The organism is Agromyces sp. NPDC056389 (assembly GCF_042262385.1).
In the GTDB taxonomy this organism is placed as follows: domain Bacteria; phylum Actinomycetota; class Actinomycetes; order Actinomycetales; family Microbacteriaceae; genus Agromyces.
The window spans coordinates 637696-661618 of the sequence record NZ_JBHJPN010000002.1 but is presented as its reverse complement, the minus strand read 5'-3'; the positions used below and the strand labels follow the sequence as shown (position 1 = coordinate 661618).

Annotated in this window: 23 protein-coding genes and 1 rRNA gene; 18 read left to right on the top strand and 6 right to left on the bottom strand. The window is 71.0% G+C overall.

What is annotated here, in order from left to right:
* The 4 genes from rrf to pnuC form a co-directional block, all read left to right on the top strand.
* Positions 1–94, top strand: a 5S ribosomal RNA gene (gene rrf / locus ACFCVM_RS16080); the annotation flags it as partial.
* A 164-nt stretch (positions 95–258) separates the two neighbouring features.
* Positions 259–2184: a thioredoxin domain-containing protein gene (locus tag ACFCVM_RS16075; RefSeq protein WP_375837620.1), complete on the top strand. Its 1926-nt coding sequence runs from the start codon at positions 259–261 to the stop codon at positions 2182–2184.
* 52 nt (positions 2185–2236) lie between these two features.
* Entirely contained in the window at positions 2237–2707 is a 471-nt protein-coding gene (locus ACFCVM_RS16070; RefSeq protein WP_375837619.1) for a DUF3054 domain-containing protein, read from the top strand.
* Positions 2704–3387 carry a nicotinamide riboside transporter PnuC gene (pnuC, locus tag ACFCVM_RS16065; protein WP_375837618.1) on the top strand — a complete coding sequence of 228 codons (684 nt, stop codon included), beginning with the start codon at positions 2704–2706 and terminating at the stop codon, positions 3385–3387. Before ACFCVM_RS16070 ends, pnuC begins: the two co-directional genes overlap by 4 nt.
* Here the strand turns inward: pnuC and ACFCVM_RS16060 are convergent.
* Complete coding sequence (locus tag ACFCVM_RS16060) at positions 3338–3670, bottom strand: hypothetical protein (protein ID WP_375837617.1); 333 nt, start codon at positions 3668–3670, stop codon at positions 3338–3340. The genes pnuC and ACFCVM_RS16060 overlap by 50 nt on opposite strands.
* A gap of 198 nt (positions 3671–3868) precedes the next feature.
* Here ACFCVM_RS16060 and ACFCVM_RS16055 point away from each other — a divergent pair, with 198 nt between their 5' ends.
* Positions 3869–4426, top strand: a complete 558-nt coding sequence (locus tag ACFCVM_RS16055; RefSeq protein ID WP_375837616.1) for an RBBP9/YdeN family alpha/beta hydrolase — start codon at positions 3869–3871, stop codon at positions 4424–4426.
* 50 nt (positions 4427–4476) lie between these two features.
* Positions 4477–6123: a methyltransferase gene (locus ACFCVM_RS16050; protein ID WP_375837615.1), complete on the top strand. Its 1647-nt coding sequence runs from the start codon at positions 4477–4479 to the stop codon at positions 6121–6123.
* Positions 6124–6149: 26 nt separating this feature from the next.
* Here ACFCVM_RS16050 and ACFCVM_RS16045 read toward each other — a convergent pair whose 3' ends face one another.
* The gene (locus ACFCVM_RS16045; protein WP_375837614.1) at positions 6150–6578 is read right to left on the bottom strand and encodes a DUF1761 domain-containing protein; all 429 of its coding nucleotides are present in this window, start codon (positions 6576–6578) and stop codon (positions 6150–6152) included.
* A gap of 162 nt (positions 6579–6740) precedes the next feature.
* Here ACFCVM_RS16045 and ACFCVM_RS16040 point away from each other — a divergent pair, with 162 nt between their 5' ends.
* The 3 genes from ACFCVM_RS16040 (at position 6741) to ACFCVM_RS16030 (ending at position 9638) form a co-directional block, all read left to right on the top strand.
* The gene (locus ACFCVM_RS16040) at positions 6741–7673 is read left to right on the top strand and encodes a J domain-containing protein (RefSeq protein ID WP_375837612.1); all 933 of its coding nucleotides are present in this window, start codon (positions 6741–6743) and stop codon (positions 7671–7673) included.
* Between the two features lie 50 nt (positions 7674–7723).
* Positions 7724–8992, top strand: a complete 1269-nt coding sequence (locus tag ACFCVM_RS16035) for a M18 family aminopeptidase (RefSeq protein WP_375837610.1) — start codon at positions 7724–7726, stop codon at positions 8990–8992.
* Positions 8993–9095: 103 nt separating this feature from the next.
* On the top strand, positions 9096–9638 hold the full coding sequence (locus tag ACFCVM_RS16030; RefSeq protein WP_375837608.1) for a rhodanese-like domain-containing protein: 543 nt from the start codon (positions 9096–9098) through the stop codon (positions 9636–9638).
* Positions 9639–9720: 82 nt separating this feature from the next.
* On the opposite strand, the gene ACFCVM_RS16025 is transcribed toward ACFCVM_RS16030, so the two are convergent.
* The gene (locus ACFCVM_RS16025) at positions 9721–9918 is read right to left on the bottom strand and encodes a hypothetical protein (RefSeq protein WP_375837607.1); all 198 of its coding nucleotides are present in this window, start codon (positions 9916–9918) and stop codon (positions 9721–9723) included.
* A gap of 76 nt (positions 9919–9994) precedes the next feature.
* A complete protein-coding gene (locus ACFCVM_RS16020) occupies positions 9995–11368 on the bottom strand; it encodes an L-serine ammonia-lyase (RefSeq protein WP_375837605.1) in 1374 nt (457 codons plus the stop codon).
* 225 nt (positions 11369–11593) lie between these two features.
* On the opposite strand from ACFCVM_RS16020, the gene ACFCVM_RS16015 reads away from it, so the two are divergent.
* Positions 11594–12601, top strand: a complete 1008-nt coding sequence (locus ACFCVM_RS16015; protein ID WP_375837603.1) for an ATP-binding cassette domain-containing protein — start codon at positions 11594–11596, stop codon at positions 12599–12601.
* Complete coding sequence (locus ACFCVM_RS16010) at positions 12598–13443, top strand: ABC transporter permease (protein WP_375837602.1); 846 nt, start codon at positions 12598–12600, stop codon at positions 13441–13443. Before ACFCVM_RS16015 ends, ACFCVM_RS16010 begins: the two co-directional genes overlap by 4 nt.
* 9 nt (positions 13444–13452) lie before the next feature.
* On the opposite strand, the gene ACFCVM_RS16005 is transcribed toward ACFCVM_RS16010, so the two are convergent.
* The gene (locus tag ACFCVM_RS16005; RefSeq protein WP_375837601.1) at positions 13453–16689 is read right to left on the bottom strand and encodes a BTAD domain-containing putative transcriptional regulator; all 3237 of its coding nucleotides are present in this window, start codon (positions 16687–16689) and stop codon (positions 13453–13455) included.
* A 45-nt stretch (positions 16690–16734) separates the two neighbouring features.
* Between ACFCVM_RS16005 and ACFCVM_RS16000 the strand changes: the two genes are divergently transcribed.
* Positions 16735–17820 carry a GNAT family N-acetyltransferase gene (locus ACFCVM_RS16000; protein WP_375837600.1) on the top strand — a complete coding sequence of 362 codons (1086 nt, stop codon included), beginning with the start codon at positions 16735–16737 and terminating at the stop codon, positions 17818–17820.
* 16 nt (positions 17821–17836) lie between these two features.
* Here the strand turns inward: ACFCVM_RS16000 and ACFCVM_RS15995 are convergent, their stop codons facing one another.
* The gene (locus ACFCVM_RS15995; protein ID WP_375837599.1) at positions 17837–18268 is read right to left on the bottom strand and encodes a GNAT family N-acetyltransferase; all 432 of its coding nucleotides are present in this window, start codon (positions 18266–18268) and stop codon (positions 17837–17839) included.
* A gap of 83 nt (positions 18269–18351) precedes the next feature.
* On the opposite strand from ACFCVM_RS15995, the gene ACFCVM_RS15990 reads away from it, so the two are divergent.
* The 6 genes from ACFCVM_RS15990 to ACFCVM_RS15965 all read left to right on the top strand — a co-directional run bounded on the left by ACFCVM_RS15990 (position 18352) and on the right by ACFCVM_RS15965 (position 23913).
* Positions 18352–19119: an alpha/beta hydrolase gene (locus ACFCVM_RS15990; protein ID WP_375837598.1), complete on the top strand. Its 768-nt coding sequence runs from the start codon at positions 18352–18354 to the stop codon at positions 19117–19119.
* Between the two features lie 116 nt (positions 19120–19235).
* Complete coding sequence (locus tag ACFCVM_RS15985; RefSeq protein ID WP_375837596.1) at positions 19236–19487, top strand: helix-turn-helix domain-containing protein; 252 nt, start codon at positions 19236–19238, stop codon at positions 19485–19487.
* Positions 19480–19971, top strand: a complete 492-nt coding sequence (locus ACFCVM_RS15980; RefSeq protein ID WP_375837594.1) for a Clp protease N-terminal domain-containing protein — start codon at positions 19480–19482, stop codon at positions 19969–19971. The genes ACFCVM_RS15985 and ACFCVM_RS15980 overlap by 8 nt, the downstream gene beginning before the upstream one ends.
* A gap of 28 nt (positions 19972–19999) precedes the next feature.
* Positions 20000–20953 carry an ABC transporter ATP-binding protein gene (locus tag ACFCVM_RS15975; RefSeq protein WP_375837592.1) on the top strand — a complete coding sequence of 318 codons (954 nt, stop codon included), beginning with the start codon at positions 20000–20002 and terminating at the stop codon, positions 20951–20953.
* Entirely contained in the window at positions 20950–21795 is an 846-nt protein-coding gene (locus ACFCVM_RS15970; RefSeq protein WP_375837590.1) for an ABC transporter permease, read from the top strand. The genes ACFCVM_RS15975 and ACFCVM_RS15970 overlap by 4 nt, the downstream gene beginning before the upstream one ends.
* A 216-nt stretch (positions 21796–22011) precedes the next feature.
* Positions 22012–23913: a CocE/NonD family hydrolase gene (locus ACFCVM_RS15965; protein ID WP_375837588.1), complete on the top strand. Its 1902-nt coding sequence runs from the start codon at positions 22012–22014 to the stop codon at positions 23911–23913.
* Positions 23914–23923: the final 10 nt, after the last annotated feature.

Genomic DNA, 23923 nt, shown 5'->3' with positions numbered 1-23923 from the left:
AACGCCCGGACACATTCCGAACCCGGAAGCTAAGACTCGCAGCGCCGATGGTACTGCAGGGGGGACCCTGTGGGAGAGTAGGACACCGCCGGACATTATTTCGAAGAGAGCCGCCCAAGGTTGGGCGGCTCTCTTTGGTTTAACACGCGTACTGCAGCCGCTGAGCTGCACCACCACGCACACGACGAAAGGCCGCCCGAGAGGGCGGCCTTTCGCCGTTAACACGACCAACACACACCACATCGCTATCCTGAGGGCATGGGGAGCCGGCTCGGCGATGCGATGAGCCCCTATCTGCGCGCTCACGCGTCGAACCCGGTCGACTGGTACCCGTGGGGCGAAGCGGCATTCGAGGCGGCCCGGCAACGGGATGTGCCGGTGCTGATCTCCGTCGGCTACGCGACCTGCCACTGGTGCCATGTGATGGCCAGGGAGAGCTTCAGCGATCCCGCGGTCGCCGCGGTGCTCAACGACGGATTCGTGGCGATCAAGGTCGACCGCGAGGAGCATCCCGATGTCGACGCGAGCTACCTCGCGGCCGCGTCCGCGTTCACGCGCGACCTCGGTTGGCCGCTCACCGTGTTCGCCTCCCCGGAAGGGCGTGCGTTCTACGCCGGCACGTACTTCCCGCCGCACGAGCTCCGCGGCGCGCCCTCCTTCACGAACGTGCTGGCCGCCGTCAGCGCAGCCTGGCGAGATCGGCGCGCGGAGCTCGACGCGACGGCGTCGGCCGTGGCCGAGGCGTTGGCCGCGGCATCCGCTGTTCGAACCGAAGGCGCGCTGCCGCGTCGTGACGAGCTGGAGGGCGCTGTCGAGTCGCTCGCCGCTCAGGAGGATCGGGTGCACGGCGGGTTCGGCGGTGCGCCGAAGTTCCCTGTCGCGCCTGTGCTCGAGTTCCTGACGGCGGCCGGCGGGTCGGGCAGGGCACTGGCCGAGCGGACCGTGCGGCTCATGGGCGCTTCCCCGCTGCACGACCCGGTCGACGGCGGGTTCTTCCGCTACGCGACGCAGGCGGATTGGAGCGAGCCGCACTACGAGCGGATGCTCACCGACAATGCGCTGCTCCTCCGGGTTGCGACCGAGCTCGGGCGGGCATGGCCGAGCGATAAGCACACGCTGTCGATCGCCGACGGAATCGCGAGGTTCCTGATCGACCGGTTGCAATTGCCGAGCGGCGGATTCGCAAGCGCCCAGGACTCGGAGAGCATGATCGACGGCGAGCGGAGCGAGGGCGGGTACTACCGACAGGATTCCGACGGGCGGGCGCGGCTCGCACCGCCGCCCCTCGATGAGAAGGTGCTCACCGGGTGGAATGGGCTCGCGATCGCCGCGCTCGCGAGGCACGGCCTCGTGCGCGGGGATAGTCGGTCGGTGGAGGCGGCGAGGCGCGGCGCGGAGCTGTTGCTGGCCACGCACGTGCGGCCCGACGGCAGTCTCGTTCGGGCATCGCGCGATGGACTGAGCTCGACGGCCGTCGCGACCCTCGAGGACACGGGCATGTTCGCCGGTGGGCTCCTCGAACTCGCAGCGGTGACCGGCGAGCCGGGTTACGCGGTCGCAGCGCGTGCACTCGTCGATGCGGCGATGGCGGCCGCGAGTACCGATCGCGATCGAGACGGCGGGCTCCCGTTCGCAACTCCGGGCGGGGGAGACCCCGTGCTGCGGGCGCGCGGCCTCCAGCTGCCCGACGATCCGGCGGAGGGCGCAGCCCCATCGGGGTTCACCGCCTGTGCGGATGCCGCGTGGCGACTGCACCTGCTGGGAGCCGGCGATGCGTATCTCGCGGCGGCGGAGCAGGCGATGTCCTCAGTGGCGGGCATCGCACTGGAGCGCCCGCTCGCCTTCGGCGGCGCACTCGCGCTCATGACGAGGCTCGCGGCCCCGGCCGTGCAGCTCGTGACGGTCGTGCCCGAGCGCGTGGACGGCGATCGCGAGCAGGCGGAAACCGACGGCGCAGCACCCGAGGAGCCCGCGCTCGTCGCAGCGACTCGGGCGCATGAGGCATCCGTCGTCGTCATCGTCGACGAGCGGCAGGCACGCGAGTTCGCGGAGGCGGGATTCTCGCTGTTCGATGAGCGCACTGCGCGCAACGGGAAGGCCGTCGCGTACCGCTGCGAGGCGTTCGTCTGCGCGCTCCCGGTCGAGGACCCGTCGATGCTCGGAGCGCTCGGCCCGCTCGAGTGAGGGCGGGGCGTATCGGTGCGCACGAGAACTCCGGGATCCGTACGATGAGAGCATGACGCAGCCCGTGAAGCACCGTCCCGGCACGATCGCGATCGCGGCGATCCTCGATGCGGTGCTCGTCGTCGTCTTCGTGTCGATCGGCCGGAGCAGCCACGCGGAGGGCCTCGACCTCGCGGGGATCGCGGGCACGGCGTGGCCCTTCCTCGCAGCCCTCGTGGCGGGCTGGCTCGCGGCGCGAGCGTGGCGGCATCCGTTCGCCGTCTGGCCCACCGGCATCATCGTCTGGGCGGTGACGGTCGTGGGCGGCATGCTGCTGCGTGCGGTGAGCGGTCAGGGCACGCAACTCGCGTTCATCATCGTCGCGACCCTGACGCTCGCCGCGTTCCTGCTCGGCTGGCGGCTCATCGCGACGTTCGTGACGCGCAGCGCACGCGCCGGAGCCGATGCGAACGCCGCCGATTCGAGCGCCGAGTCAGTCGGTGCCGCCGACGCCGCCGACCCCTCGCGAGGCGATCCGGCATGAACCCCATCGAGTGGCTCTTCGACGCCCAGCTCGTGATCGGCGACCAGGTCATCCTCTGGCGCGAGATCGTCGGCAACGTGTTCGGGCTCGCGAGCGCGCTCGGCGGGCTTCGGCGCAAGGTCTGGGCGTGGCCCGTCGGCATCGTGGGCAACGCGCTGCTCTTCACGGTCTTCATGGGCGCGCTCTTCGAGACGCCGAACCCCGTGAACCTGCTCGGTCAGGCCGGGCGGCAGCTCATGTTCATCGCCGTCTCGATCTACGGCTGGGTGCGCTGGTCGCAGCACCGTCAGGTGAGCGACTCCGCGGTCGAGCCGAGATGGGCGAGCACGCGAGCCCGCATCCTGCTCGGAGTCGCACTCCTCGGCGGCACGCTCGTGCTGACCCCGATCTTCCGGGCCCTCGGCTCGTTCGAACCGGTCTGGGCCGATGCGTGGATCTTCATGGGTTCGCTGCTCGCCACGTGGGGCATGGCCAAGGGGTGGACGGAGTTCTGGCTCATCTGGGTCGCCGTCGACATCGTCGGCGTGCCGCTGCTCATCAGCGCCGGCTACTACGCCTCGGCGCTGCTCTACGTCTTCTACGGACTGTTCACGATCTTCGGCTTCATCACCTGGATGCGCGTGCAGCGGGTCACCAGCGCGACGGCACCCGGTCGAGCACCAACCACACCGCAGAGCTGAGCTCTGGATGCTCGAGGGCGATCTCGCGCAGCAACTCGTACTCGAACTTCGCGGCGTCGCCCTCGCGAGCGGCCGGGTGATAGGCGCGGGCCCGCACCGTGCGCCAGCGCTCGGAGTGGAGCCGGTCTTCACGCAGCGTCGCGACGACCTGTTCGTCGACCGATGGCAGGTCGGGCAGGAACACCCACGGGTCTTCGCCGAGGCGGCATCGGAGCTCGATGAGCGCCGCGAGCTCGTCGCGTGCGTCCTGACGCAGCCGCTCGAGTGTCGTCGACTCTGCCATGCGCACCTCCCCTCGCCTTGTCTCGATCGTAATCAACGCTAAACGCACCGTGTGACGGGCGGGTTACAGAGCGCAACCCGACATGTACTCCAGATGACGAATCGATGACGGTCGACATCGTCGTCGTGCCGACCACCTGCTTGAATGGTGCGCACTGCCGAGAGCCGTCATGGCGGCCGAACCCGAGGGGCACGAGTCTTGCACTACCTGATCCTGCACGGCTACGAGAACCGGCGCCCCGACGGGCACTGGCAACGGTGGCTCGCGTCCGAACTCGAGGAGAGCGGAGCATCCGTCCGCTACCCCCAGCTGCCCGATCCCGACGAGCCCGTGCTCGATGACTGGATCGCCGCGATCGAGGCCGAACTGGCCGACACGGACCCCGCGTCGCTGACCGTCGTGTGCCACAGCCTCGGCTGCGCGGCCTGGCTCGCCGTCGCGGCCCGGCGCGCGGCAGCAGGGCGAACGGATGCCGCGGCGACCCGTCTGCTGCTCGTCGCCCCGGTCTCGGACCCCGTGCTCCGAGGGATCCCGAATGTCGCGGGGTTCGCCCTCGACGGCGAGGCCGTGCACGCCGCCGCCGACCACGTGATCGTGGTCTCCGGTGACGCGGACCCGTACTGCCCTGAGGGGGCCGGCCGCGTCTTCGCCGAGCCGCTCGGTGCCGAGCACATCACCGTACCGGGTGGCGGTCACCTCACGATCGACGACGGCTTCGGCCCGTTCCCGCTCGTGCTCGACCTCGCGACCCGCTGACCGAGGCCCCTGATCGGATCGCCGCGGCACGGGTGCGCTTGAATGGTCGAATGAGCACCGAGCCGAAACCGTCGCCCCTCACCGCCGTCGATGAGGCTCGTGCGGACGAGCTGCTGGGCCTCCTGCGCGCCGACCTCGTCGCCGCCGACTTCACGGTCGCCGCGCTCGAGGCGCTGTGGGGCGAGGACGCCGCTGCGGCCCTGCATCGGGGCGAGCGCGTGCCCGCGAGGCGTGTGCTCGACGCCCGCAGGCGCGAGCACGGGGCATCCGCCGGTCTCGCGACACTCGCCGAGCTCTTCGTGCTCGGTGTCGCAGTGCCGCACGGCGAGCTCGCCGAGGCTCTCGTCGGGCTCGGGGTCGAGGGGGCCATCGAGCTCGGGCTCGTCGGCGATGCCGGCGACGGCCGCGACTCGACCGGCGAGGCATCCGTGCGCGCTCGGCTCGACCTGCGTCCGTATGCGTTCACCGACGCGTACGGCGCCGACGAATGGTGGATCATCTCGGACCTCGGAGAACTCGCCCTCGGACACGCACTCGGCGAGCGCCACGTGCTCGGCGTCGGGGGAGCGTCGATGACGCTCTCGGGACTCGTGCTGCCGACGCCCGCGAGGCGGGTGCTCGACCTCGGCACCGGCTGCGGGATCCAGGCGATGCACGCGTCACGGTTCGCCGAGCGCATCGTCGCGACCGACATCTCCGAGCGTGCGCTCGAGATCGCGCGACTGAACCTGGTGCTGAACGGCATCGGAGGCGTCGAGCTCCGGCTCGGCAGCCTCTTCGAGCCGGTCGCGGGGGAACGTTTCGACCGCATCGTCTCGAACCCGCCCTTCGTCATCACGCCGCGCATCGAGGGCGTTCCCGAGTACGACTACCGCGACGGCGGCATGGTGGGCGATGCGCTCGTCGAAGCCGTGATCCGTGGGGCCCACGACCACCTCGAGCCCGGCGGTGTCGCGCAGCTGCTCGGCAACTGGGAGTATCGGGGCGAGGGCGCTTCCAGCAGCGGTTCCGCCGGCGCAGGCGCCTCCGACGGCCTCGAACGCGTCGGTGACTGGGCCGCGATGCTCGAGCACTGGGTGATCGAGCGCGAGGTGCAGCACGTCACCGAGTATGCGGAGACGTGGATCCGCGACGGTGGCACGCGGCCAGGCAGCGCGGAGTTCGACCGCCTCTACGACGCCTGGCTCGACGACTTCGCGGCGCGCGGGGTCGAGCGCGTCGGCTTCGGCTACGTGCTGCTGCGACGAGCGGATGCCGCGGCATCCGCTCGCTCGGCGGGCGGGCTCATGCGACTCGAGCGCCTGCACGGACCCCTCGGCTCGAACGAGGCCGGGCTCGGCGCCCATCTCGTGGAGTGCCTCGCCGGACACGACCGGCAGGCCGCCCTCGACGACGCCGCGCTCGCCGCGACCCGGTTCACGGCTGCCGGCGACGTCACCGAGGAGCGTCACTACTGGCCGGGCGACGACGATCCGACGGCGATGCTGCTGCGCCAGGGCGGTGGCTTCGGGCGCGCGATCAGCCTCGACACGGGGCTCGCGGCGCTCGTCGGCGCGAGCGACGGCGAGCTGTCGGCCGGCGCGATCGTGGCCGCGCTCGCCCAGCTGCTCGAGGTCGATGAGACGGCGCTCGCGGCCGAGCTGCTGCCCGCGGTGCGCACGCTCGTCGACGACGGCATGCTCCGCTTCGCCGACTGAGGCGGAGCGAGCCGGGCGGCTCCCCGTCAGACGGTGCCCGCGGGCGGCCAGACTCCGATGATGAGCGCCATGACGACCACGGTCACGAACTCGTGCCCGATGTTGAGGATGGTGAGCCCTGGCGGGCGACCCTCGAACACGTCGTGCGTGATGAAGCGTGCGGCGGTGAAGCCCGCCCACAGCATGAGCCCGGTCGTAAACGCCATCAGCAGGTAGTTGCCGCCGAGCGCGGTCCACGCCACCTGGGTCGCGATCGCGAGCACCCATGCCGAGATGAAGCTCACGATGAGCGTCGTGAGGATCGGTCCGACCGCTCCGCGCTCGCCGGAGTCGTCGACCTTCGCGACCCGCATCCAGTAGTTGCCGAAGACCTTCGGCGTGTACCAGATCGACCCCACGAGCATCGTCGACAGCGTGGCGATGATCACGGCCCAGTAATTGACGTCGATCAGCATCTCAGCTCCTCCGACGAGTCACGCGCTCGGTCACGGCAATCTTGACGTCGATCAGCATCTCTGCCTCTCCTGCGACCCCCGCGGGCCCCTGTGGTCGGCAGTCTAGACCCGCGTACAGCCGCGCCGCGGTATTCTCGTGGTCGCACATTCGAAAGCGAGCCCATGCCCGACAGTCCGCTCTCCGCCTCACCGTACGAGGTGCTCGGCGTCGCGTCCGACGCCGACGACGCGACGCTGCGGCTCGCCTATCGTCGTGCGCTCCGGAGCGCGCACCCCGACACGGGCGGCGACGTCGTGCGGTTCCACGCCGTGCAACTCGCGTGGGAGCTCGTCGGAACACCCGATGCGCGTGCGCTCTTCGACCGCGGCGCCCGCGGCGGAGCCCCGGCGCCGAGCCGAGAGGCGTGGGCGCCGGCTGCGCCGAAGCCGCGTCGCGACTCGCGCCCGCTCGCCCGCACCTACGGCCACCCCGGCGGGCTGTCGCGCGAGCGATACCTCGGGCTGATCCGCGAGTGGGCCGGCCGCGGAGTGACCCTCGCCGACCCGTACGACCCCGCGCTCGTGCGAAGTGCGCCACGCGACATCCGTCATGTGCTCGCCGATGCGCTCGCCGAGGAGGCGAGCGCCCGCTCGCTGTCGACGCTGGGCATCGCCTACACCGTCTGGCACGACGTCGCGACGGATGCCGCGGGCCACGGCCTGCCGCCGAAGCTCGACCACCTCGTGCTCGGCCCGACAGGCCTCTTCGCGATCCAGTCCGAGGACTGGGGCGGGCCCGTCGCCATGAAGCGCGGCGAACTCGTCGGCGCGGCGCTCGACGGGGAACGCCCGGTGCGAGCGCTCGCCGCACGCGCGAAGGCGATCGGGCGCGCGGCCAAGGTCAAGCCGACCGCGCTCATCATCGTCGTGCCCGACGAGCACGCCGAGGAGTCCCTCGAGCTCGGCGGCACGAATCGCGGCGCCGTCGTCGCGCTCGTGCGTCGCTCGCGCCTCGCGAGCGCGGTGCGCGAGGGCCTGCCGGGGTCGGCCCACCTCGGCGGCACCGAGGTCATGGAGGTGCGTTCGCGCCTGCAGGCCGTCGTGCGGTTCGCCTGACGCCGAGCGGCGAACTCGACCACGGGCCGCGAGCGGTGTTGGATGGGAGGATGCCCGCATCACGCACTGACGCCTACATCGCCGACTTCGCCGATTTCGTCCGCGCCTCGCCGTCGTCGTACCACGCGGCGGAAGAGGTCGCGCGCCGCCTCGAATCCGCCGGCTTCGATCGACTCGACGAGCGCGACGAATGGCCGTCGGGCGGGGGGCGCCGCGTCGTGGTTCGCGACGGCGCCGTCATCGCCTGGGTGACGCCGGTGGCCGCCGACGGCACGACGCCGTTCCGCGTGCTCGGCGCCCACACGGACTCGCCCTCGTTCAAGCTGAAGCCGCGCCCGACCTCGAGCTCCGAGGGCTTGCTGCAGGCGGGGGTCGAGGTCTACGGCGGGCCGCTCCTGAACTCGTGGCTCGACCGCGAACTCGAGCTCGCGGGCCGCATCGCCACCGACGACGGCGCCACGCACCTCGTGCGGACCGGACCCATGCTGCGCATCCCGCAGCTCGCGATCCACCTCGACCGCGACGTCAACAAGGGGCTCACCCTCGACAAGCAGCGGCACGTGCAGCCGATCTGGGGCGCTGGCGGCACGGGAGACGTCCTCGAGGTGCTCGCGGCCTCGGCCGGGGTCGACGCCGAGCGGATCGTCGGTCATGACGTGCTCGTCGCCGACACGCAGGCGCCGGCGCGGTTCGGTCTCGACGACACCCTGTTCGCCTCGGGTCGCATGGACAACCTGAGCTCGGTCTACGCCGGGCTCGTCGCCCTGCTCGAGGCGCCCGGCGATGCCGGTCATGTGAGCGTGCTCGCCGCGTTCGATCACGAGGAGCTCGGCTCCGAGTCCCGCTCGGGTGCGAGCGGCCCGTTCCTCGACGACGTGCTCGTGCGCATCGGCGCCGGCCTCGGCGCGGGCGACATCGAGCGTCGGCGCGCGTACGCGGCATCCTGGATCGTCTCCTCCGATGCGGGCCATGCGGTGCACCCGAACTATCCCGAACGGCACGACCCGGCGAACCGCCCTTCGCTCGGCGGGGGTCCGCTGCTCAAGCTCAACGCCAACCAGCGCTATGCGAGCGACGCCGAGGGTGCGGCGTTCTGGGCGGCGGTCTGCCGGCAGGCGGGCGTCGAGACGCAACCGTTCGTCTCGAACAACTCGATCCCGTGCGGCTCGACCATCGGCCCGCTCTCGGCGACACGCCTCGGTATCCGCACGGTCGACGTGGGCGTGCCGCTGCTCTCGATGCATTCGGCGCGCGAGCTCGCGCACGTCGACGACCTCGCCGCACTCGGCGCCGCGGTCACCGCCTTCTTCGCGGGCTGATTCCCACTCGTCACGGGCCGACGACCACGAGTGGCGGGATGTCGCGCCACGACGGCGCGATTCACCCTGCCCTCGACCGGCGGCGCCTGACAGTGTGAACAGCATGACCGAGACGATCACGGCCACGACGCCGCCCGCCGCCCCTGCCTCCTCACCTGCACCCTCGCTTTTCGCGCACGTCGCCGACCGCGACGCGGCGATCGCGCACTTCCGGGGCCGGCTCGGTATCGAGGCCGACGTCTCGGATGTCGCCGCCGCGCTCGCCGGTTCCGAGCCGGGCTTCGTGCTCGTCGACACCCGCAACGACGCCTCATGGTCGCAGGGGCACGTGCCCGGCGCCGTGCACCTGCCGTGGCGCGGCATCGCGGCGGGGGCCGCTGCGCTGATCCCCGCGGGCGCGCCGGTCGTCGTCTACTGCTGGGGCCCGGGATGCAACGGGGCGACGCGCGCCGCGCTCGAGTTCGCGCTGCTCGGCCACCCCGTGAAGGAGATGATCGGCGGATTCGAGTACTGGGTGCGCGAGGGATTCGCCTACGACACCGCCGACGGGCCGGCCCAGCTCGCGGCCGACCCGCTCACGAACGTCGTCGAGACGGGACTCGGCGGCGGCGCTGTCGCCGACGGCGTCATCAGCTGCGCCTGCTGACGCGGGCGCATCGAGCTCGGGTGGGCGCCGGCCGGGACACCGGCACCCACCCGGCAGTCTCATGCGGCTGCCGGCCCCGGTCTCAGCGCAACGGGCCGCGCCGGCTCTCGAGCCACATCGTGTGGTCGCGCAGGCCGTTGCGCACCGCCGCCTTGATGATCAGGTAGCCGATCCAGAGCATGAGCCCGAGTACGGCGAGATAGATCACGAGGCCGATGACGAGGCCGATGAGGCCGGCGCCCCAGAGCAGATCGGGCATGTTCGGGTCGGGGGTGTCCATCCGCACAGCGTGCCAGACGCTCGCGTGCACCGCGAGAGTCCCGATCGGGGGACACGACGAGTGCCGTGACCGGCGGTCAGCACTCGATGACGTTGACCGCGAGCCCGCCCTCGCTCGTCTCCTTGTACTTCGTCATCATGTCGATGCCCGTCTGCCGCATGGTCTCGATGACCGTGTCGAGGGAGACGACGTGCGTGCCGTCGCCGTGCAGTGCGAGGCGTGCGGCGGAGACGGCGGTCGACGAGGCGATCGCATTGCGTTCGATGCACGGCACCTGCACGAGGCCGCCGACGGGATCGCAGGTGAGGCCGAGGTGGTGCTCCATGGCGATCTCTGCGGCGTTCTCGATCTGTCGGGGGGTGCCGCCGAGCACGGCGCAGAGCGCGCCGGCCGCCATCGCGCACGCCGAACCGACCTCCGCCTGGCACCCGCCCTCGGCACCCGAGATCGAGGCGTTCTTCTTGACGAGGGAGGCGATCGCCGCAGCGGTCAGCAGGTATCGACGGATGCCGGCGGCATCGGCACCGGGCACGAACTTCAGGTAGTAGTGGCCGACGGCCGGGATGATGCCGGCCGCGCCGTTCGTCGGTGCGGTGACGACCCGACCGCCCGAGGCGTTCTCTTCATTCACCGCGAGCGCGAACGCGTGCAGCCATTCGGTCGAGGTGTCGCGCAGGTGCTCGTCGCGGTCGTACTCCTCCAGGCGCTGTCGCACGAGCGATGCGCGCCGCTTGACCCGCAGGCCGCCGGGCAAGGTGCCGTCGGCCGAGAGCCCGTTCGAGACGCACTCGGCCATCGCCGCCCAGATCGCGTCGAGACCGTCGTCGATGCCCTGCTCGCCGTGGACCGCGACCTCGTTGTACCGCGCGACATCGCACAGCGAGACGCCGTGCTCCTCGCAGAGTGCGAGCAGTTCGTCGGCGCTCGAGTAGGGCAGCGGATGCCGCAGCGCCTCGGCCTCGGACGCGGTCTCGCCCTCGCGGCGGATGAACCCGCCGCCCACCGAGTAGTACGTGTCTTCGGCGAGGGGGAGCGGGTCGTCGCCCCAGGCCTGGAGGGTCATCGCGTTGGGGTGGCCGGGCAGGCGCGTGCGCGGTTCGAGGGCGACATCGCTGCGGAGCATCCGGATCGTGTGCGTGCCGGCGATGCGCACCTCGGCGCCGTCGTCGCCGAGGTCCGACCACGCGCCGCGCACCTCGTCGGGGTCGCAATCGTGCGGCTCGAGGCCGGCCAGGCCGGCGACGACCGCGTCGGGAGTGCCGTGCCCGAGGCCGGTGGCGCCGAGCGACCCGTACAGCGAGCACGTGATGCGGGTGACCCGGTCGAGCACGCCGTCGCGCGCGAGGCGTTCGGCGAACGCCCGTGCGGCCCGCATCGGGCCGACGGTGTGGGAACTCGAGGGGCCGATCCCGATCGAGAAGAGATCGAGGGCTGAGACGAACGCTGTCACCCTCCAAGGCTACGCCGCGGGACGCGCAGTGTTGTGGCGGGAACTCGCAGATTCATGCGCATCCGTCGTTCACGGCGCGGGTTCGGCGCAAGATCGGCGACTCGCACGCACGTCGCCGATCGGGGTATCCATCGCGGGCGGCTGCGGTCGGCCGCTGTCGCGACCGTCAGCGCGCTGTGAGCGCCGCGTGAGCGTCGTGCAAGCACGGGCGCGCACTGTGTACCCATGACCACACACACATCACCCGATTGGGCCGTCGAAGCCGAGGGGCTCGTCAAGACGTTCGGCGCGAATCGCGCCGTCGACGGCGTCGACCTCCGCGTCGCCACCGGGTCCGTCTACGGCGTGCTCGGCCCGAACGGCGCCGGCAAGACGACCACCATCTCCATGCTCGCGACCCTCCTCAAGCCCGACGGCGGCAGCGCCCGCATCTTCGGCCACGACGTGCAGCGCGAGGCGCAGGTCGTTCGCCAGCTCATCGGCGTCACAGGCCAGTACGCCTCCGTCGACGAGACGCTCTCGGCCACCGAGAACCTCTTCCTGTTCTCGCGTCTGCACGGCTTGAGCGCCGCGGACTCGCGTCGCAAGGCCACCGAGCTCCTCGAGGAGTTCGGCCTGACGGATGCGGCGAAGCGACCGCTGAAGAACTTCTCCGGCGGCATGCGCCGTCGTCTCGACCTGGCTGCGAGCCTCATCGCGCAGCCGCCGCTCATCTTCCTCGACGAGCCGACGACGGGCCTCGACCCGCGTACGCGCATCCAGATGTGGGACACCATCCGCCGCCTGGTGTCGTCGGGTTCGACGGTGCTGCTGACCACGCAGTACCTCGACGAGGCCGACCAGCTCGCCGATCGCATCGCGGTCATCGACCGCGGGCGCGTGGTCGCCGAAGGCACGGCCAACGAGCTCAAGGCGTCCGTGGGGGAGTCCACGCTCGAGTTGCGACTCGTGAATCTCGGGGACGCCGACGACGCTCGCGTCGCGATCCGGCGCGTGTTGGGGGTCGAAGCATCCGCCTCGCCGGAGGCCGGTCGCATCACCGCGCCCATGAACAACCCCGACCTCGTCACCGAGTTGCTCGTGACGCTCCGCGACGAGGGCATCCACCTCGCCGAGATGAGCGTGCAGAAGCCGACGCTCGACGAGGTCTTCCTCACGCTCACCGGTCACGGCGTCGAATCCGACGACGCGGGGACCGAGGCATCCGCCGAGCTCGAAGGGAGCCGCGCATGACCACCACCACGCTTTCCCCGAAGGCGACCGCCGCGTCGCCGATCACACCGGGCGCGCAGCGCACGCTCAAGAACCGCGTCTCGATCTCCGAGACCGTCTCGCACACGCTCACCATGGCGTACCGGGGCCTGCTGAAGATCAAGCGCACCCCGGAGCAGCTCGTCGACGTGACGGTCCAGCCGATCCTCTTCACCCTGATGTTCACGTACATCTTCGGCGGGGCGATCGCGGGCGACGTCGCGAGCTACCTGCCGATCATCATTCCGGGCATCCTCGTGCAGACCGTCATCACGACCTCGGTCGTCACCGGCGTGCAGCTGCGCGAGGACATGGACAAGGGCGTGTTCGACCGGTTCCGCTCCTTGCCGATCGCGCGGATCGCGCCCCTGTCGGGCGCACTGCTCGCCGACACCGTGCGATACGGCATCGCGACGAGCCTGACCTTCGTGATGGGCTACCTCATGGGATTCCGCCCCGAGGGCGGCATCTGGTCGGTCGTCGGGGCGGGGCTCCTCGTCATCGCCTGCTCGTGGGCGATCAGCTGGATCTTCGCGTTCTTCGGCGTGATCGCTCGAACGGCATCGAGCGTGCAGGGCGTCTCGATGATCGTGCTCTTCCCGCTGACGTTCCTCTCGAACGCGTTCGTGCCGGCCGACACGATGCCCGACTGGCTGCAGTGGTTCGTCGACATCAACCCGGTCTCGCACCTCGTGACCGCGGTCCGCGACCTCGTGAACACCGGCACCTGGGGGCCCGACGCGGCGGTCTCGCTGCTCGGCGCCGCCGTGATCGTCGCGGTCTTCGCACCGCTGACGGTGCGGGCGTACATGCGGAAGGCGTAGCCGCCTCGGCTACGGGAGTCGCTCCGAGAGGAGCTCGATGGCCCGGGCGACCGCAGCATTCGGAGACACGGATGCCGCGGCCGACCGGGCTTCGTGCACCCGTGCCGCACCGAGCCGCCGCACGGCGGCCTCGACGCGTGCGGCGAGCACGAGCAGCGGCAGGTCCTGGCGGGGCGACAGCCGCTCGGCGAGGGCGAGCAGTTCGAGCGCCCGGTCCTCGAGCGCAGGCAGCGTCATCGCCCAACTCGACCAGCCGACGAGCGCGGTACCGAGTACGGGCTTGTCGATGTACCCCGGCCTGGACCGGTGCATGGCGAGCGTTCGTGCACGGAGCTGCCGTGCCGTGTCGGCGACCTCGTGCCCGTCACGGTCGTCGTCGACCCCCGCGGCGACGAAGGCCGCGAGCGAGAGGACGTACCAGGGCGACGCCCGGCGGCCGGGCAACGCGTATCGTTCGAGCGCGCGATGCGTGTGCTCGACGGCCCCGGCGGTCTCCCCGCGGGCGCGCGCCACCTCGGAGAGCCCGAGTTCGCCGATCGCGCCGAGATCGAAGCGGATGTCGCCCGTGCGATCACCCTGCGTCATCCGTTCGAAGCGCTGCTCCGCCTCATCGAGTCGACCGAGCGAGAGCAACGCCACCGCCTCGATCCACTCGAGCTGCAGCAGGTCGGGGGCCGCACCGAACCGTCGCAGACGCCGCGCCGCCTCCTCGCTCCAGCGCAGCGCCTCGGAAGGCTGAGCCGTCTGGCTGGCGAGCTGGGCGAGGGTCATCGCCGCCATCGCGCCGATCCATGCCTCCCCGCTCCGCTCCGAGAGTTCGAATGCGCGACGTGCCGCCGTCGCGGCGCGATCGATCTCGCCCTCGTTCTCGGCGACCTGGGCGGTGAGGATGCCGCCGAGCAGCGCCTCGGCGAGGTCGTCGGACGCGGTCATCCGTTCGAGCGACGCGTGGGCGTGATCGAGATCGGAGAGGCTCAGCAGGAACTCCGCAGCTCCGCGCTGCCACGGCGCGAGCGTCGCACCCGAGCGGATGATCCGGCGCAGGCGTGAGAGCGCGATGAGCCCCTGGCGGTGCTCGGCGACGAGTGCCGTCGCCGACATCGTGATGTACGCCGTCGCCGCCAACTCGATGAATCGCGGTTCGGGCGTGTACCCGGTGCTCGCCGCCAGCAGATCGCCGATGAAGGAGAGCACTTCGTCGTGGTTGCCGCGCACCGACCACGAGTAGGCCAGCACCGCGAAGACGCCGAGCGCCACGCGCGCGTCGCACTCGGCGATCGCAGCCCTGAGGATCGACACCAGGTTGTCCTGCTCGAGCGCGACTCCGTGCAGCATCTCGATCTGGCGGTGGTCGGCGGTGCGCTCGACGCCGTCGAGCGCGAACTCCACGGCCCACTCGAACATCGCGTGGCGAGCGTTCTCTGCATCGCCGGCGGCGTCGAGCTCGAGCTGGCCGAACTCCCGCACGGTCTCGAGCATGCGAAAGCGCGGGGCGGTGGAGCCGGGCGGCTCGGCCACGGCGAGCAGCGACTGGGCGACGAGCGCATCGACGACGAGGTCGGCGGTCTCCGCCGTGGCCGCGGCGCCGTCGTCGCCGATCATGCGGGCAGCCGCGTCGACGCCGAATCCGTCGACGAAGAGCGAGAGTCGCGCGAGTGCACGCTGCTCGGCCGGTTCGAGCAGGCGCCAGCTCCATTCGATGACCGCTTGCAGCGTGCGATGCCGTTCGGGAGCCGACCGGTCGCCGGAGACGAGCAGGGCGAAGCGGTGCTCGAGGCGCGCCTCGATCTGCTCGACCGACATCGAGCGAACGCGTGCCGCCGCGAGTTCGATGGCGAGCGGGAGCCCGTCGAGGTGCGTGCAGAGTCGCTCGACGGCCTCGCGGGGGAGCGAGACCCCGGGTCGCGCCGAGTTCGCCCGGTCGCGGAACAGCCGCACCGCGGCACCGGGCACCCCGTCGGCGTTCACCGTCGGGAGGGCGCCGAGCGGATAGACGTGCTCCGCGGTGATCGCGAGCGGGCTGCGGCTGGTGGCGAGCACGCGGAGATGCGGAGCCGATGCCAGGAGCGTCGCGGTCCAGCGCGCCGCTCCGTCGATGACGTGCTCGCAGTTGTCGAGCACGAGCAGCGTCGGGCGCTCGGCGAGCTGCTGGATGACGCGGGTCGCGAGGTCGGGTCGAGGTGCGGCGTCGGCGAGACGGGCGCTCACCGACGGCTCGCCGATGCCGAGCGTCGAGGCGAGGGCGAGGGTGACATCGTCATCGCTCCGGATGCTCGCGAGTTCGACCACCACGACCGCGGGATCGTCGGCGCGAGCGGCGACCGCCTGCGCGAGCCGGGTCTTGCCGAGGCCGCCGGGGCCGAGCACGGTCACGAGTCGTGCCGACTCGAGCAGCGCGGCGATCGCCGCGACGTCGTGCTCGCGGCCGAGCAGCTCGTTGGGTTCGGCGCGGAGGCCGACACGCACGCGGTGCTCGATTCCCGGCTCATCGTCGAGGAGCCGGGTGTTGAGGGCGACGAGTTCGGCGCCAGGGGAGGCGCCGAGCTCGTCGCGGAGGCGAGCGCGGAATCGCCCGAATGCCTCGAGCGCCTCCTGGCGGCGTCCGTCGTCGGCCATGGCCTGCAGCAGGAGGAGCTGCCGCCGCTCGTTCAGCGGACGCGTCGCCGCGAGCCCGGCCGCATCGTCGGCGGCGCCGCCGGCGTCGCCGGTCGCGAGTCGGGCACGGGCCCGCACCTCGTGCAGCTCGTCGTTGACCGCTGCCGCGGACTCGGCGAGTTCGGCTCCGATCGGGGCATCGCCGAGGTCGGCGCCGGGTTCCCCTCGCCACAGCGCGAGGGCATGCTCGACAACAGCCAAGGCTTCGCCCGGCTCGTGGTCGAGGAGCGCTCGAGCGTCGGCGAGCAGCGATCGTGCCAGGGCGAGATCGCTCGACCGTTCGTCGGCCGCGAGTGCGTATCCGCTCGTCGTGGAGACGATGAGGCCTTCGACCGTCGCACCGCGGGCGCGTGAGACGAGCGTCTGCAGCGCTCCACGGGGGTTGCGCGGCTGGGCCTCGCCCCAGAGCTCTGCCGCGATCGCGTTCGTGCTCAGGCCGCGCCGGCCCGGCTGGTCGGCAGCCTCGGCGAGCAGCGCGATCAGCGCCTTCGCGAGGGTGCCGGGAGGTTCGACGAGTTCGCCGCTCGGGCCTGCCACGAGCACCGGCCCGAGGAGGGCGACTCGGGGCGCATCGGTCGTGGTCGGCGGCACGCTGTCGAGCCTAATGCCGGGCTGCCCGCCGTAGGCTGGACGGCGATGCAGACCGACAGCGCCCCGTTCACCATCCGTCCGATCCGCGACGCCGACCTCGCCGCCGAACCCGACCTCATCGCCGCCGCGTTCGCTGCGGGCCCGTACGGGCACCTGCCCGTGAGCGAGGAGCGACGCGCGCTCCAGCGCGACGTGTCGGGGCGCGCGGCATCCGGGGCCGTGCTCGTGGCCGTCGCCGACGGTGACGCTGCCGCAGGCGAGCGACTGCTCGGCACGGCGAGCGTGCTGCGCGCAGGCACGCCGTACTCGCGAGTCGCGATCGGCGACGAGGCCGAGGTGCGGCTCGTGGCCGTCGACCCCTCCGCCCAGGGCGCGGGCATGGGCGAGGCGCTGATGCGCGCGAGCATGGAGACCGCCCTCGGGTGGGGCGCCGACGCACTACTGCTCGACACCGGTGATCGCAACCTCCGGGCGCAGGCCCTCTACGCGCGGCTCGGGTTCGAGCGGCAGCCCGAGCGCGACGAGCACTTCGGCGACGTGCTGGCGTTCGCGTACCGCTTCGCCCTGCAGGAACAGGCCGACATTCGCGTGCGACTCATGCGCCCTGACGAGGTCGAGCCGGTCACCGAACTCGTCGAGGCCGCGTACGCAGCCGACTTCGAGCTGAGTGATGCGTATCGCGCCGACATCGTCGCGGTCACCGAGCGCGCACGCGACCACCAGGTCTGGGTGGCGACGGATGCCTCGAGCGGCGCGCTCCTCGGCACGGCCTCGACCCCCGTGGCGGGCGCGGCGATCTCGCCGCTCGCGCGGGCGGGGGAACTCGACTTCCGCTTCCTCGGGGTCGCCGCGGATGCCCGTCGCCGCGGCGTGGGCGAGGTGCTCGTCGAGCACGTGCTCCGGCTCGCGCGCATCCGCGGCCTCGAGCGGGTCGTGCTGAACACCGGGCCCGACATGCTGGCGGCCCAGCGGCTCTACGACCGCCTCGGGTTCCAGCGGTTGCACGAGCGCGAGTTCACGTTCGAACGACCCGACGGTACGAGCTTCCTCATGATGGCCTACGGGCGCGACGCCGACGGTGCCGTCGGCGATGATGCCGGCAGCGTTCGCCGGGAGTCGGGCGCCGCCTGAGGCGCCCTGCCGCGGGTCAGTCCGCGGTGACGGGCGCCACGCGTGCCATCCACTGGTCCGGTCGTTCCAGCGCCGCGAAGCCGAACCGCTCGTAGAGGCTGTGCGCGTCGGCGGTCGTGAGCCCGATGCGACGGAGCCCGAGCGGTTCGAGCGTCGCCATGACGTGCTCGACGAGTGCCACGCCGATGCCTCGACCTCGCGCGTTCGCATCGACGAACACGTCGCACAGCCAGGCGAACGTCACGCCGTCGGTGATCACCCGCGCATAGGCGAGCTGCGTGCCGCTCGCCCGGTCGTAGACGCCGTAGTTGCGCGACGCCGCGACGGCGGCCTCGAGCGCCGCACGCGTGCGGCCGAGCGCCCAGTACGACTCCTCGGCGAGCCAGGCGTGCACTCGATCGAGGTCGAGGCGTGCAGGGTCGGCGGAGAACTCGAGGTCGTCGTGCATGCTCCGATGGAACCGCGGCGGCTCCCGCGGGGCAACGGCCAATTCGAGGTCGGTGGCCTGCGCCGCTCTGGGAGACTGGTGCGATGTCGACCACCGCACCGCACCAGCCGAGCCGCACTCCGACGGGCCGTCGCGTCGGTCGAGTGCTGCTCGCGGCGCTCGTCGTGCTCGTGCTCGTCGTCGTCGGATTCCTGGTGTGGGCGAAGACCGTGATGCAGGGCGAGCGACCGGCCTCGCTCGAGGCGTGGACCGATGAGCGCGTGAGCATCGAGTCGTTCGACGACTCGATCGTCATGGCGCCGGTCGACGGCGCATCGGATCGCGGACTCGTCTTCATCCCCGGCGCCAAGGTCGATCCGTACGCGTACATGGCCAAGCTCGTCGACGCGGTGGCGGAGACCGGCGCGACGGTAGTCATCACCAAGCCGATCCTGAACCTGGCGTTCTTCGACCAGCGGCCGCTCGAGACCTTCACACGCCATGCGCCCGAGGTGTCCGAGTGGTACGTGGGCGGCCACTCGCTCGGCGGAGTGCGTGCCTGCATGATGGCGGGTGAGGAGGACGTCGCGGGCATCGTGTTCTTCGGCTCGTACTGCGCGAACGATGTCAGCGACTCCGGACTCGCCGTGCTCAGCATCGCCGGCACCGACGATGGGCTCAGCACCCCCGAGAAGATCGGAGCCGCGGCGCATCTGCTGCCCGCCGACGCGGCCTTCGTCGAGATCGACGGCGCCAACCATGCCAGTTTCGGCGACTACGGCGTGCAGCCCGGCGACGGTGTCGCGACCGCGACAGATCGCGAGGTGCGCGACGAGATCACTCGGGCGCTCGCCGAGTTCTGGGCCGAATAAGAGGACGAGTTCCGGGGGGCGGACTCGCGCGCCGTTCCAGCCCGTGAGCGAGCGCGTTCCAGCACCTGTTAGCAACTTCGGTTGACAAATCAGAATAAGCAACCTAAGTTGCTCTTATGACCCCGCCTCCGCCGCCTCAGCAGATCCCGGATCCCACCGGCGCCGAAGCCGACGACCTCGCCGCAGTCGTCGCACTGCGCGAGCTCGCCGACCGACTCGAGGACGCAGCCGTCGAGCGCGCGATGCGCGAGGGGTGGAGCTGGACGCAGGTCGCCGAGGCCCTCGGCGTCACCCGGCAGGCCGTGCACAAGAAGCACCACCGTCGGCTCGAACTCGCCGGCATCGAACTGAGGAGGCGCAATGCCTGACCGCCTGGACGACGACGCACTCGACCCGACGCTGAAGCAGGTCATCATCAACGCGATCGACGAGGCGATCGATCGCGGCGCGTCGAGCGTCGAGGCCGAGCACCTTCTGCTCGCGATCTCGGCCGGCCACGACGCGGCCGGCCGCACACTCGCCGAGTTCGGTCTCGACCACGACGGCGTGGACGCCGCGCTTCGCGGTGAACGCGAGCGGTCGTTGCGGGCGGCCGGCATCGAGCCCGTCGCCGAGGAGCGACTCGCCGCCACGCGGAAGTCGCGGCCGGCCTGGGGCGCGACGGTGCGCGAAGCGCTGCGGCGTGCCGACTTCACGGCTCACCGGAACCGTGGCCGAGCCGAGCGCGAACGACTCGCGGTCGCCGACGCGCTCGTCGGAATCCTGCGTGCCGATCTCGGCACCGTCCCCCGTGCGCTCGCCTACGCGGGTGTCGATCGAGCCGAGCTCATCGACGCACTCGGACGAGCCTGACCACGCCGAGCACATGTCAGGGGCGGAGATGATGACGCAGGCCGATGGACTCGCGATCGAGGTCGAGGGACTCCGGCTGCGGTACGGCACGACCGACGTGCTGCACGACGTCGCGTTCCAGGTGCGCCGGGGTGAAGTGCTGGCGCTGCTCGGCCCGAACGGAGCCGGCAAGACGTCGACGATCGAGATCCTCGAGGGGTTCCGCATGCGATCCGCGGGACGCGCCGAGGTGCTGGGCACCGACCCGGCCCGCGGCACCGAGCAGTGGCGTGCCCGCATGGGCATCGTGCTGCAGTCGTGGCGCGACCACCCGAAGTGGCGCGTGCGCGAGCTCCTCGCGTTCCAGGGCTCGCTCTACGAGCCGTATTCGACGCCACTGGTCCGCCGGCCGTGGGACGTCGACGACCTCCTCGCCGCAGTCGGGCTCACCGAACAGGCCGAGCGACCGATCAAGGTGCTCTCGGGCGGCCAGCGACGACGGCTCGACGTCGCGATCGGCCTCGTGGGCCGCCCCGAGCTCGTCTTCCTCGACGAGCCGACGACCGGACTCGATCCGAAGGCGCGACGCGACTTCCATGAACTCGTCCGGCGGATCCGCGACGACTTCGAGACCACGGTGCTCATCACGACGCACGATCTCGACGAAGCGGAGAAGCTCGCCGGTCGGATCGTCGTACTGGCCCGCGGGCGAATCGTCGCCGACGGCACGTCCGAGCAGCTCACCCGGCAGATCGCCGGGCACGACGAAGTGCGCTGGGTCCAGGGCGGCGAGCGTCACGTGCGGCACGTTCCGGACTCGACCGCATTCGTGCGCGAGCTGTTCGCACGCGACGGTGCGGACGTTCGCGACCTCGAGCTCCGCCGCGCATCGCTCGAGGACGCCTACCTGGCGCTCGTGAAGGACGCCGAGTCGGACGACGGCCCAGACCCCGAGCTCGAGCCCTCGGACGCCGTTCCCGAACCGAATGGAGCACCGCGATGACCGCCGTCGCCCCCGCCCTCCGCGCCGGGATCGGACGCGGCCTCATCGAGCTTCGGCAGGCGTTCACCGGCATGGAGCTCGTGGGTCAGCTGCTGTGGCCGGTGGCCACGCTGGTGGCCGTCTACTTCCTCCGCGACGTCGCCATCGGTAGCACCGCGTACTCGCTCGGCACGATCATCCTTCCGGGTGCGCTCGGCATGTTCGTCGCGTTGGGCATGCTGCTCGTCGTGCAGCAGCTCGCTGCCGATCGCGAGGATGGCACACTCCTGCGCGCCAAGGCGACCCCGAACGGCATCCGCGCCTATCTCGTGGGCAAGCTCGTGCAGATCTCGGCGACGATCCTCGCCTACCTCGCCATCATCCTGATCCCCGGTCTCGTCCTCGTCGACGGCCTCGAGATCGCGGACCCGTACTCGTGGATCACCTTCGCGTGGGTGCTGGTGCTCGGTCTCGTCGCGACGCAGGCGATCGGCGTGCTCCTCGGATCCGTGATCGCGACGCCGCGCGGCGCGGGATACCTCTCGCTCCCGATCCTCGGGCTGATCGCGATCTCGGGCATCTTCGCCCCGATCACCGGATTGCCCGACTGGCTGCAGTGGATCGCCCAGGTGTTCCCGATCTACTGGCTCGGGCTCGGCATGCGCGCGTCGTTCCTGCCCGACGACGCGGTGGTCGTCGAGATCGGCGAATCGTGGCGCCAGCTCGAGACGGCGGCGGTGCTCGGCGCCTGGGCGGTCGTCGGGCTCGTGCTCGCGCCGATCGTGCTGCGACGCATGGCTCGGCGCGAGTCGGGATCGCGCGTCGCTGCGCGGCGCGAGCAGGCCATGCGGCGGGTGGGATAGCACCCGACCCACCGATCGAGATTGTTGACCAATCTCGGTCGCGCACCGTAGGTTGCCACATAACATCCCGGAAATCACCGGAGTGGCACGGAATCCGGTGCGCTCTTCGACACCAGTCGCCGAAGAACGCCAGCGTCCGACGTTGCCGCCGCTCCCGAAGGAAGAGCTCAGCACTCCCACTGGGACGATCTCGTCCCGCGACGGAAGGACCTCATCGTGAAATCCAGAATTCTCGCCCTCGCGGGCTCGGTGGCCATCGCGGCGCCGCTCGCGCTCGGTGCGGCGACGATGGCGAGCGCGGCACCGGGCGACAACCCACCGGTCACGCTCGTGGACGACGTCACCGCCCCGATCTACGACTACCCCGGCGCCATCCGGGAGACGGTCTGGGTCACCGCCCCCGACCTCGACGGCGATGGCGTCGACGAACGGATCGCCACCGACATCATCCGACCCCGCGAACTCGACGGCATCGCACAGGTTCCGGTCATCATGGACGCGAGCCCGTACTACCTGAGCTCCGGGCGGGGCAACGAGGCGGAGCGCAAGGTCTACGACGCCGACGGCAACCTCGTCAAGTTCCCGCTCTACTACGACAACTACTTCGTGCCCCGGGGGTACGCCTTCGTCGCGGTCGACATGGCGGGCACGGCCCGCTCGACCGGCTGCACGGATGAGGGCGGCCGTTCCGACATCGAGTCGGTCAAGGCCGTCGTGGAGTGGCTGAACGGCACGGGCGTCGCCCTCGATGCCGATGGCGCGGTCGTCGACGCCGACTGGAGCAACGGCAAGACCGGCATGATCGGCAAGTCCTACGACGGGACCCTGGCCAACGGCGTCGCCGCCACCGGGGTCGAGGGACTGAAGACGATCGTGCCGATCAGCGCCATCAGCTCGTGGTACGACTACAACCGCTGGCAGGGCGCGGTGAAGTCCTTCAACTACCCGAGCAGCCTGTCCCGGTCGGTCGCCTCCAACCGGACCATCGCAACGGACTGCTCGGCGCGGCTGAACTGGATGAACGCCAACGACGGCGACGAGACCGGGGCCTACACCGACTTCTGGGCCGAGCGCGACTACCGCGAGGGATCCTCCTACGACGTGTCGAAGGTCACGGCCAGCGTGTTCATCATGCACGGGCTGCAGGACACCAACGTCAAGACCATGAACGCGTCGAAGTGGTGGGAGGACCTCGGCGAGCAGGGCGTCGACCGCAAGATGTGGCTCACCCGCCTCGGGCACGTCGATCCATTCGACTCCGAGCGCGCGCTGTGGGTCGAGACCCTGCACCGATGGTTCGACCACGAACTCATGGACATCGACAACGGAATCGACCAGGAGCCCGCCGTCAGCGTCGAGACCGCGCCGAACCAGTGGGAGCAGTCGGACACCTGGCCGATCTCGTCGGCTCGCACCCAGACGCTGAACCTGCATGCCGACGGCACGATGATGCTCGGCAAGAAGGATCGCTCCACGGCCGGCTATGTCAACTCCACGTCGCTGAGCGAGGCGAACGCCGTCAGGATCGGCGCCAATGCCAACCGGCTGCAGTTCCTCACCGGCACGATCAAGCACGACGTCCGGATCTCGGGCACACCGACCCTCGACCTCGATGTCACGCACACGGCACCGGTCGGGCAGGTGTCGGTCATGCTGGTCGACTACGGAGTGATGGATCGCGTCAGCGCCTCGGGTGACGGTGCGCAGACGCTCAGCACCGAGTCCTGCTGGGGCCCGGCGATCGCGACCGACGACGCCTGCTACCTGGACGTCGCCAAGCGCATCTCGAGCACCGAGCTGCAGGTGCTGGCCCGCGGCTGGGCCCGCCTCGACGGGGCGGGCAACCACAAGGTCACGGTCGAACTGGCCGCCAACGACGTCGTGGTGCCGGCAGGTCACCAGCTCGGCATCGTGATCAGCGGCAGCCGGAACGGTGTCGTGGCCGTGGACAATGCGGCGACCCCGTACACGGTCGCGCTGAGCGGTTCGAGGTTGAACCTTCCGGTCTCCGGCCCGATGGCCGGCTTCGGTCCCGGCCACCTGACGGAGAAGGACACCGCGACCCTGAGTCCCGGAACCCTGGCCAACCTCGATGAGACGGTGTGGCCCGGACGCTGACGCTCAGGAG

Bases quoted from the DNA above. Each gene is read 5' to 3' on its own strand.
- ACFCVM_RS16030 (WP_375837608.1), top strand. From the start codon at position 9,096: ATGACCGAGACGATCACGGCCACGACGCCGCCCGCCGCCCCTGCCTCC.
- ACFCVM_RS15970 (WP_375837590.1), top strand. From the start codon at position 20,950: ATGACCGCCGTCGCCCCCGCCCTCCGCGCCGGGATCGGACGCGGCCTC.
- ACFCVM_RS16070 (WP_375837619.1), top strand. From the start codon at position 2,237: ATGACGCAGCCCGTGAAGCACCGTCCCGGCACGATCGCGATCGCGGCG.
- ACFCVM_RS15980 (WP_375837594.1), top strand. From the start codon at position 19,480: ATGCCTGACCGCCTGGACGACGACGCACTCGACCCGACGCTGAAGCAG.
- ACFCVM_RS16045 (WP_375837614.1), bottom strand. From the start codon at position 6,578: ATGCTGATCGACGTCAATTACTGGGCCGTGATCATCGCCACGCTGTCG.
- ACFCVM_RS16035 (WP_375837610.1), top strand. From the start codon at position 7,724: ATGCCCGCATCACGCACTGACGCCTACATCGCCGACTTCGCCGATTTC.
- ACFCVM_RS15995 (WP_375837599.1), bottom strand. From the start codon at position 18,268: ATGCACGACGACCTCGAGTTCTCCGCCGACCCTGCACGCCTCGACCTC.
- ACFCVM_RS15985 (WP_375837596.1), top strand. From the start codon at position 19,236: ATGACCCCGCCTCCGCCGCCTCAGCAGATCCCGGATCCCACCGGCGCC.
- pnuC (WP_375837618.1), top strand. From the start codon at position 2,704: ATGAACCCCATCGAGTGGCTCTTCGACGCCCAGCTCGTGATCGGCGAC.
- ACFCVM_RS16025 (WP_375837607.1), bottom strand. From the start codon at position 9,918: ATGGACACCCCCGACCCGAACATGCCCGATCTGCTCTGGGGCGCCGGC.
- ACFCVM_RS16075 (WP_375837620.1), top strand. From the start codon at position 259: ATGGGGAGCCGGCTCGGCGATGCGATGAGCCCCTATCTGCGCGCTCAC.
- ACFCVM_RS16050 (WP_375837615.1), top strand. From the start codon at position 4,477: ATGAGCACCGAGCCGAAACCGTCGCCCCTCACCGCCGTCGATGAGGCT.
- ACFCVM_RS16060 (WP_375837617.1), bottom strand. From the start codon at position 3,670: ATGGCAGAGTCGACGACACTCGAGCGGCTGCGTCAGGACGCACGCGAC.
- ACFCVM_RS16000 (WP_375837600.1), top strand. From the start codon at position 16,735: ATGCAGACCGACAGCGCCCCGTTCACCATCCGTCCGATCCGCGACGCC.
- ACFCVM_RS15990 (WP_375837598.1), top strand. From the start codon at position 18,352: ATGTCGACCACCGCACCGCACCAGCCGAGCCGCACTCCGACGGGCCGT.
- ACFCVM_RS16040 (WP_375837612.1), top strand. From the start codon at position 6,741: ATGCCCGACAGTCCGCTCTCCGCCTCACCGTACGAGGTGCTCGGCGTC.
- ACFCVM_RS16015 (WP_375837603.1), top strand. From the start codon at position 11,594: ATGACCACACACACATCACCCGATTGGGCCGTCGAAGCCGAGGGGCTC.
- ACFCVM_RS16010 (WP_375837602.1), top strand. From the start codon at position 12,598: ATGACCACCACCACGCTTTCCCCGAAGGCGACCGCCGCGTCGCCGATC.
- ACFCVM_RS15975 (WP_375837592.1), top strand. From the start codon at position 20,000: ATGATGACGCAGGCCGATGGACTCGCGATCGAGGTCGAGGGACTCCGG.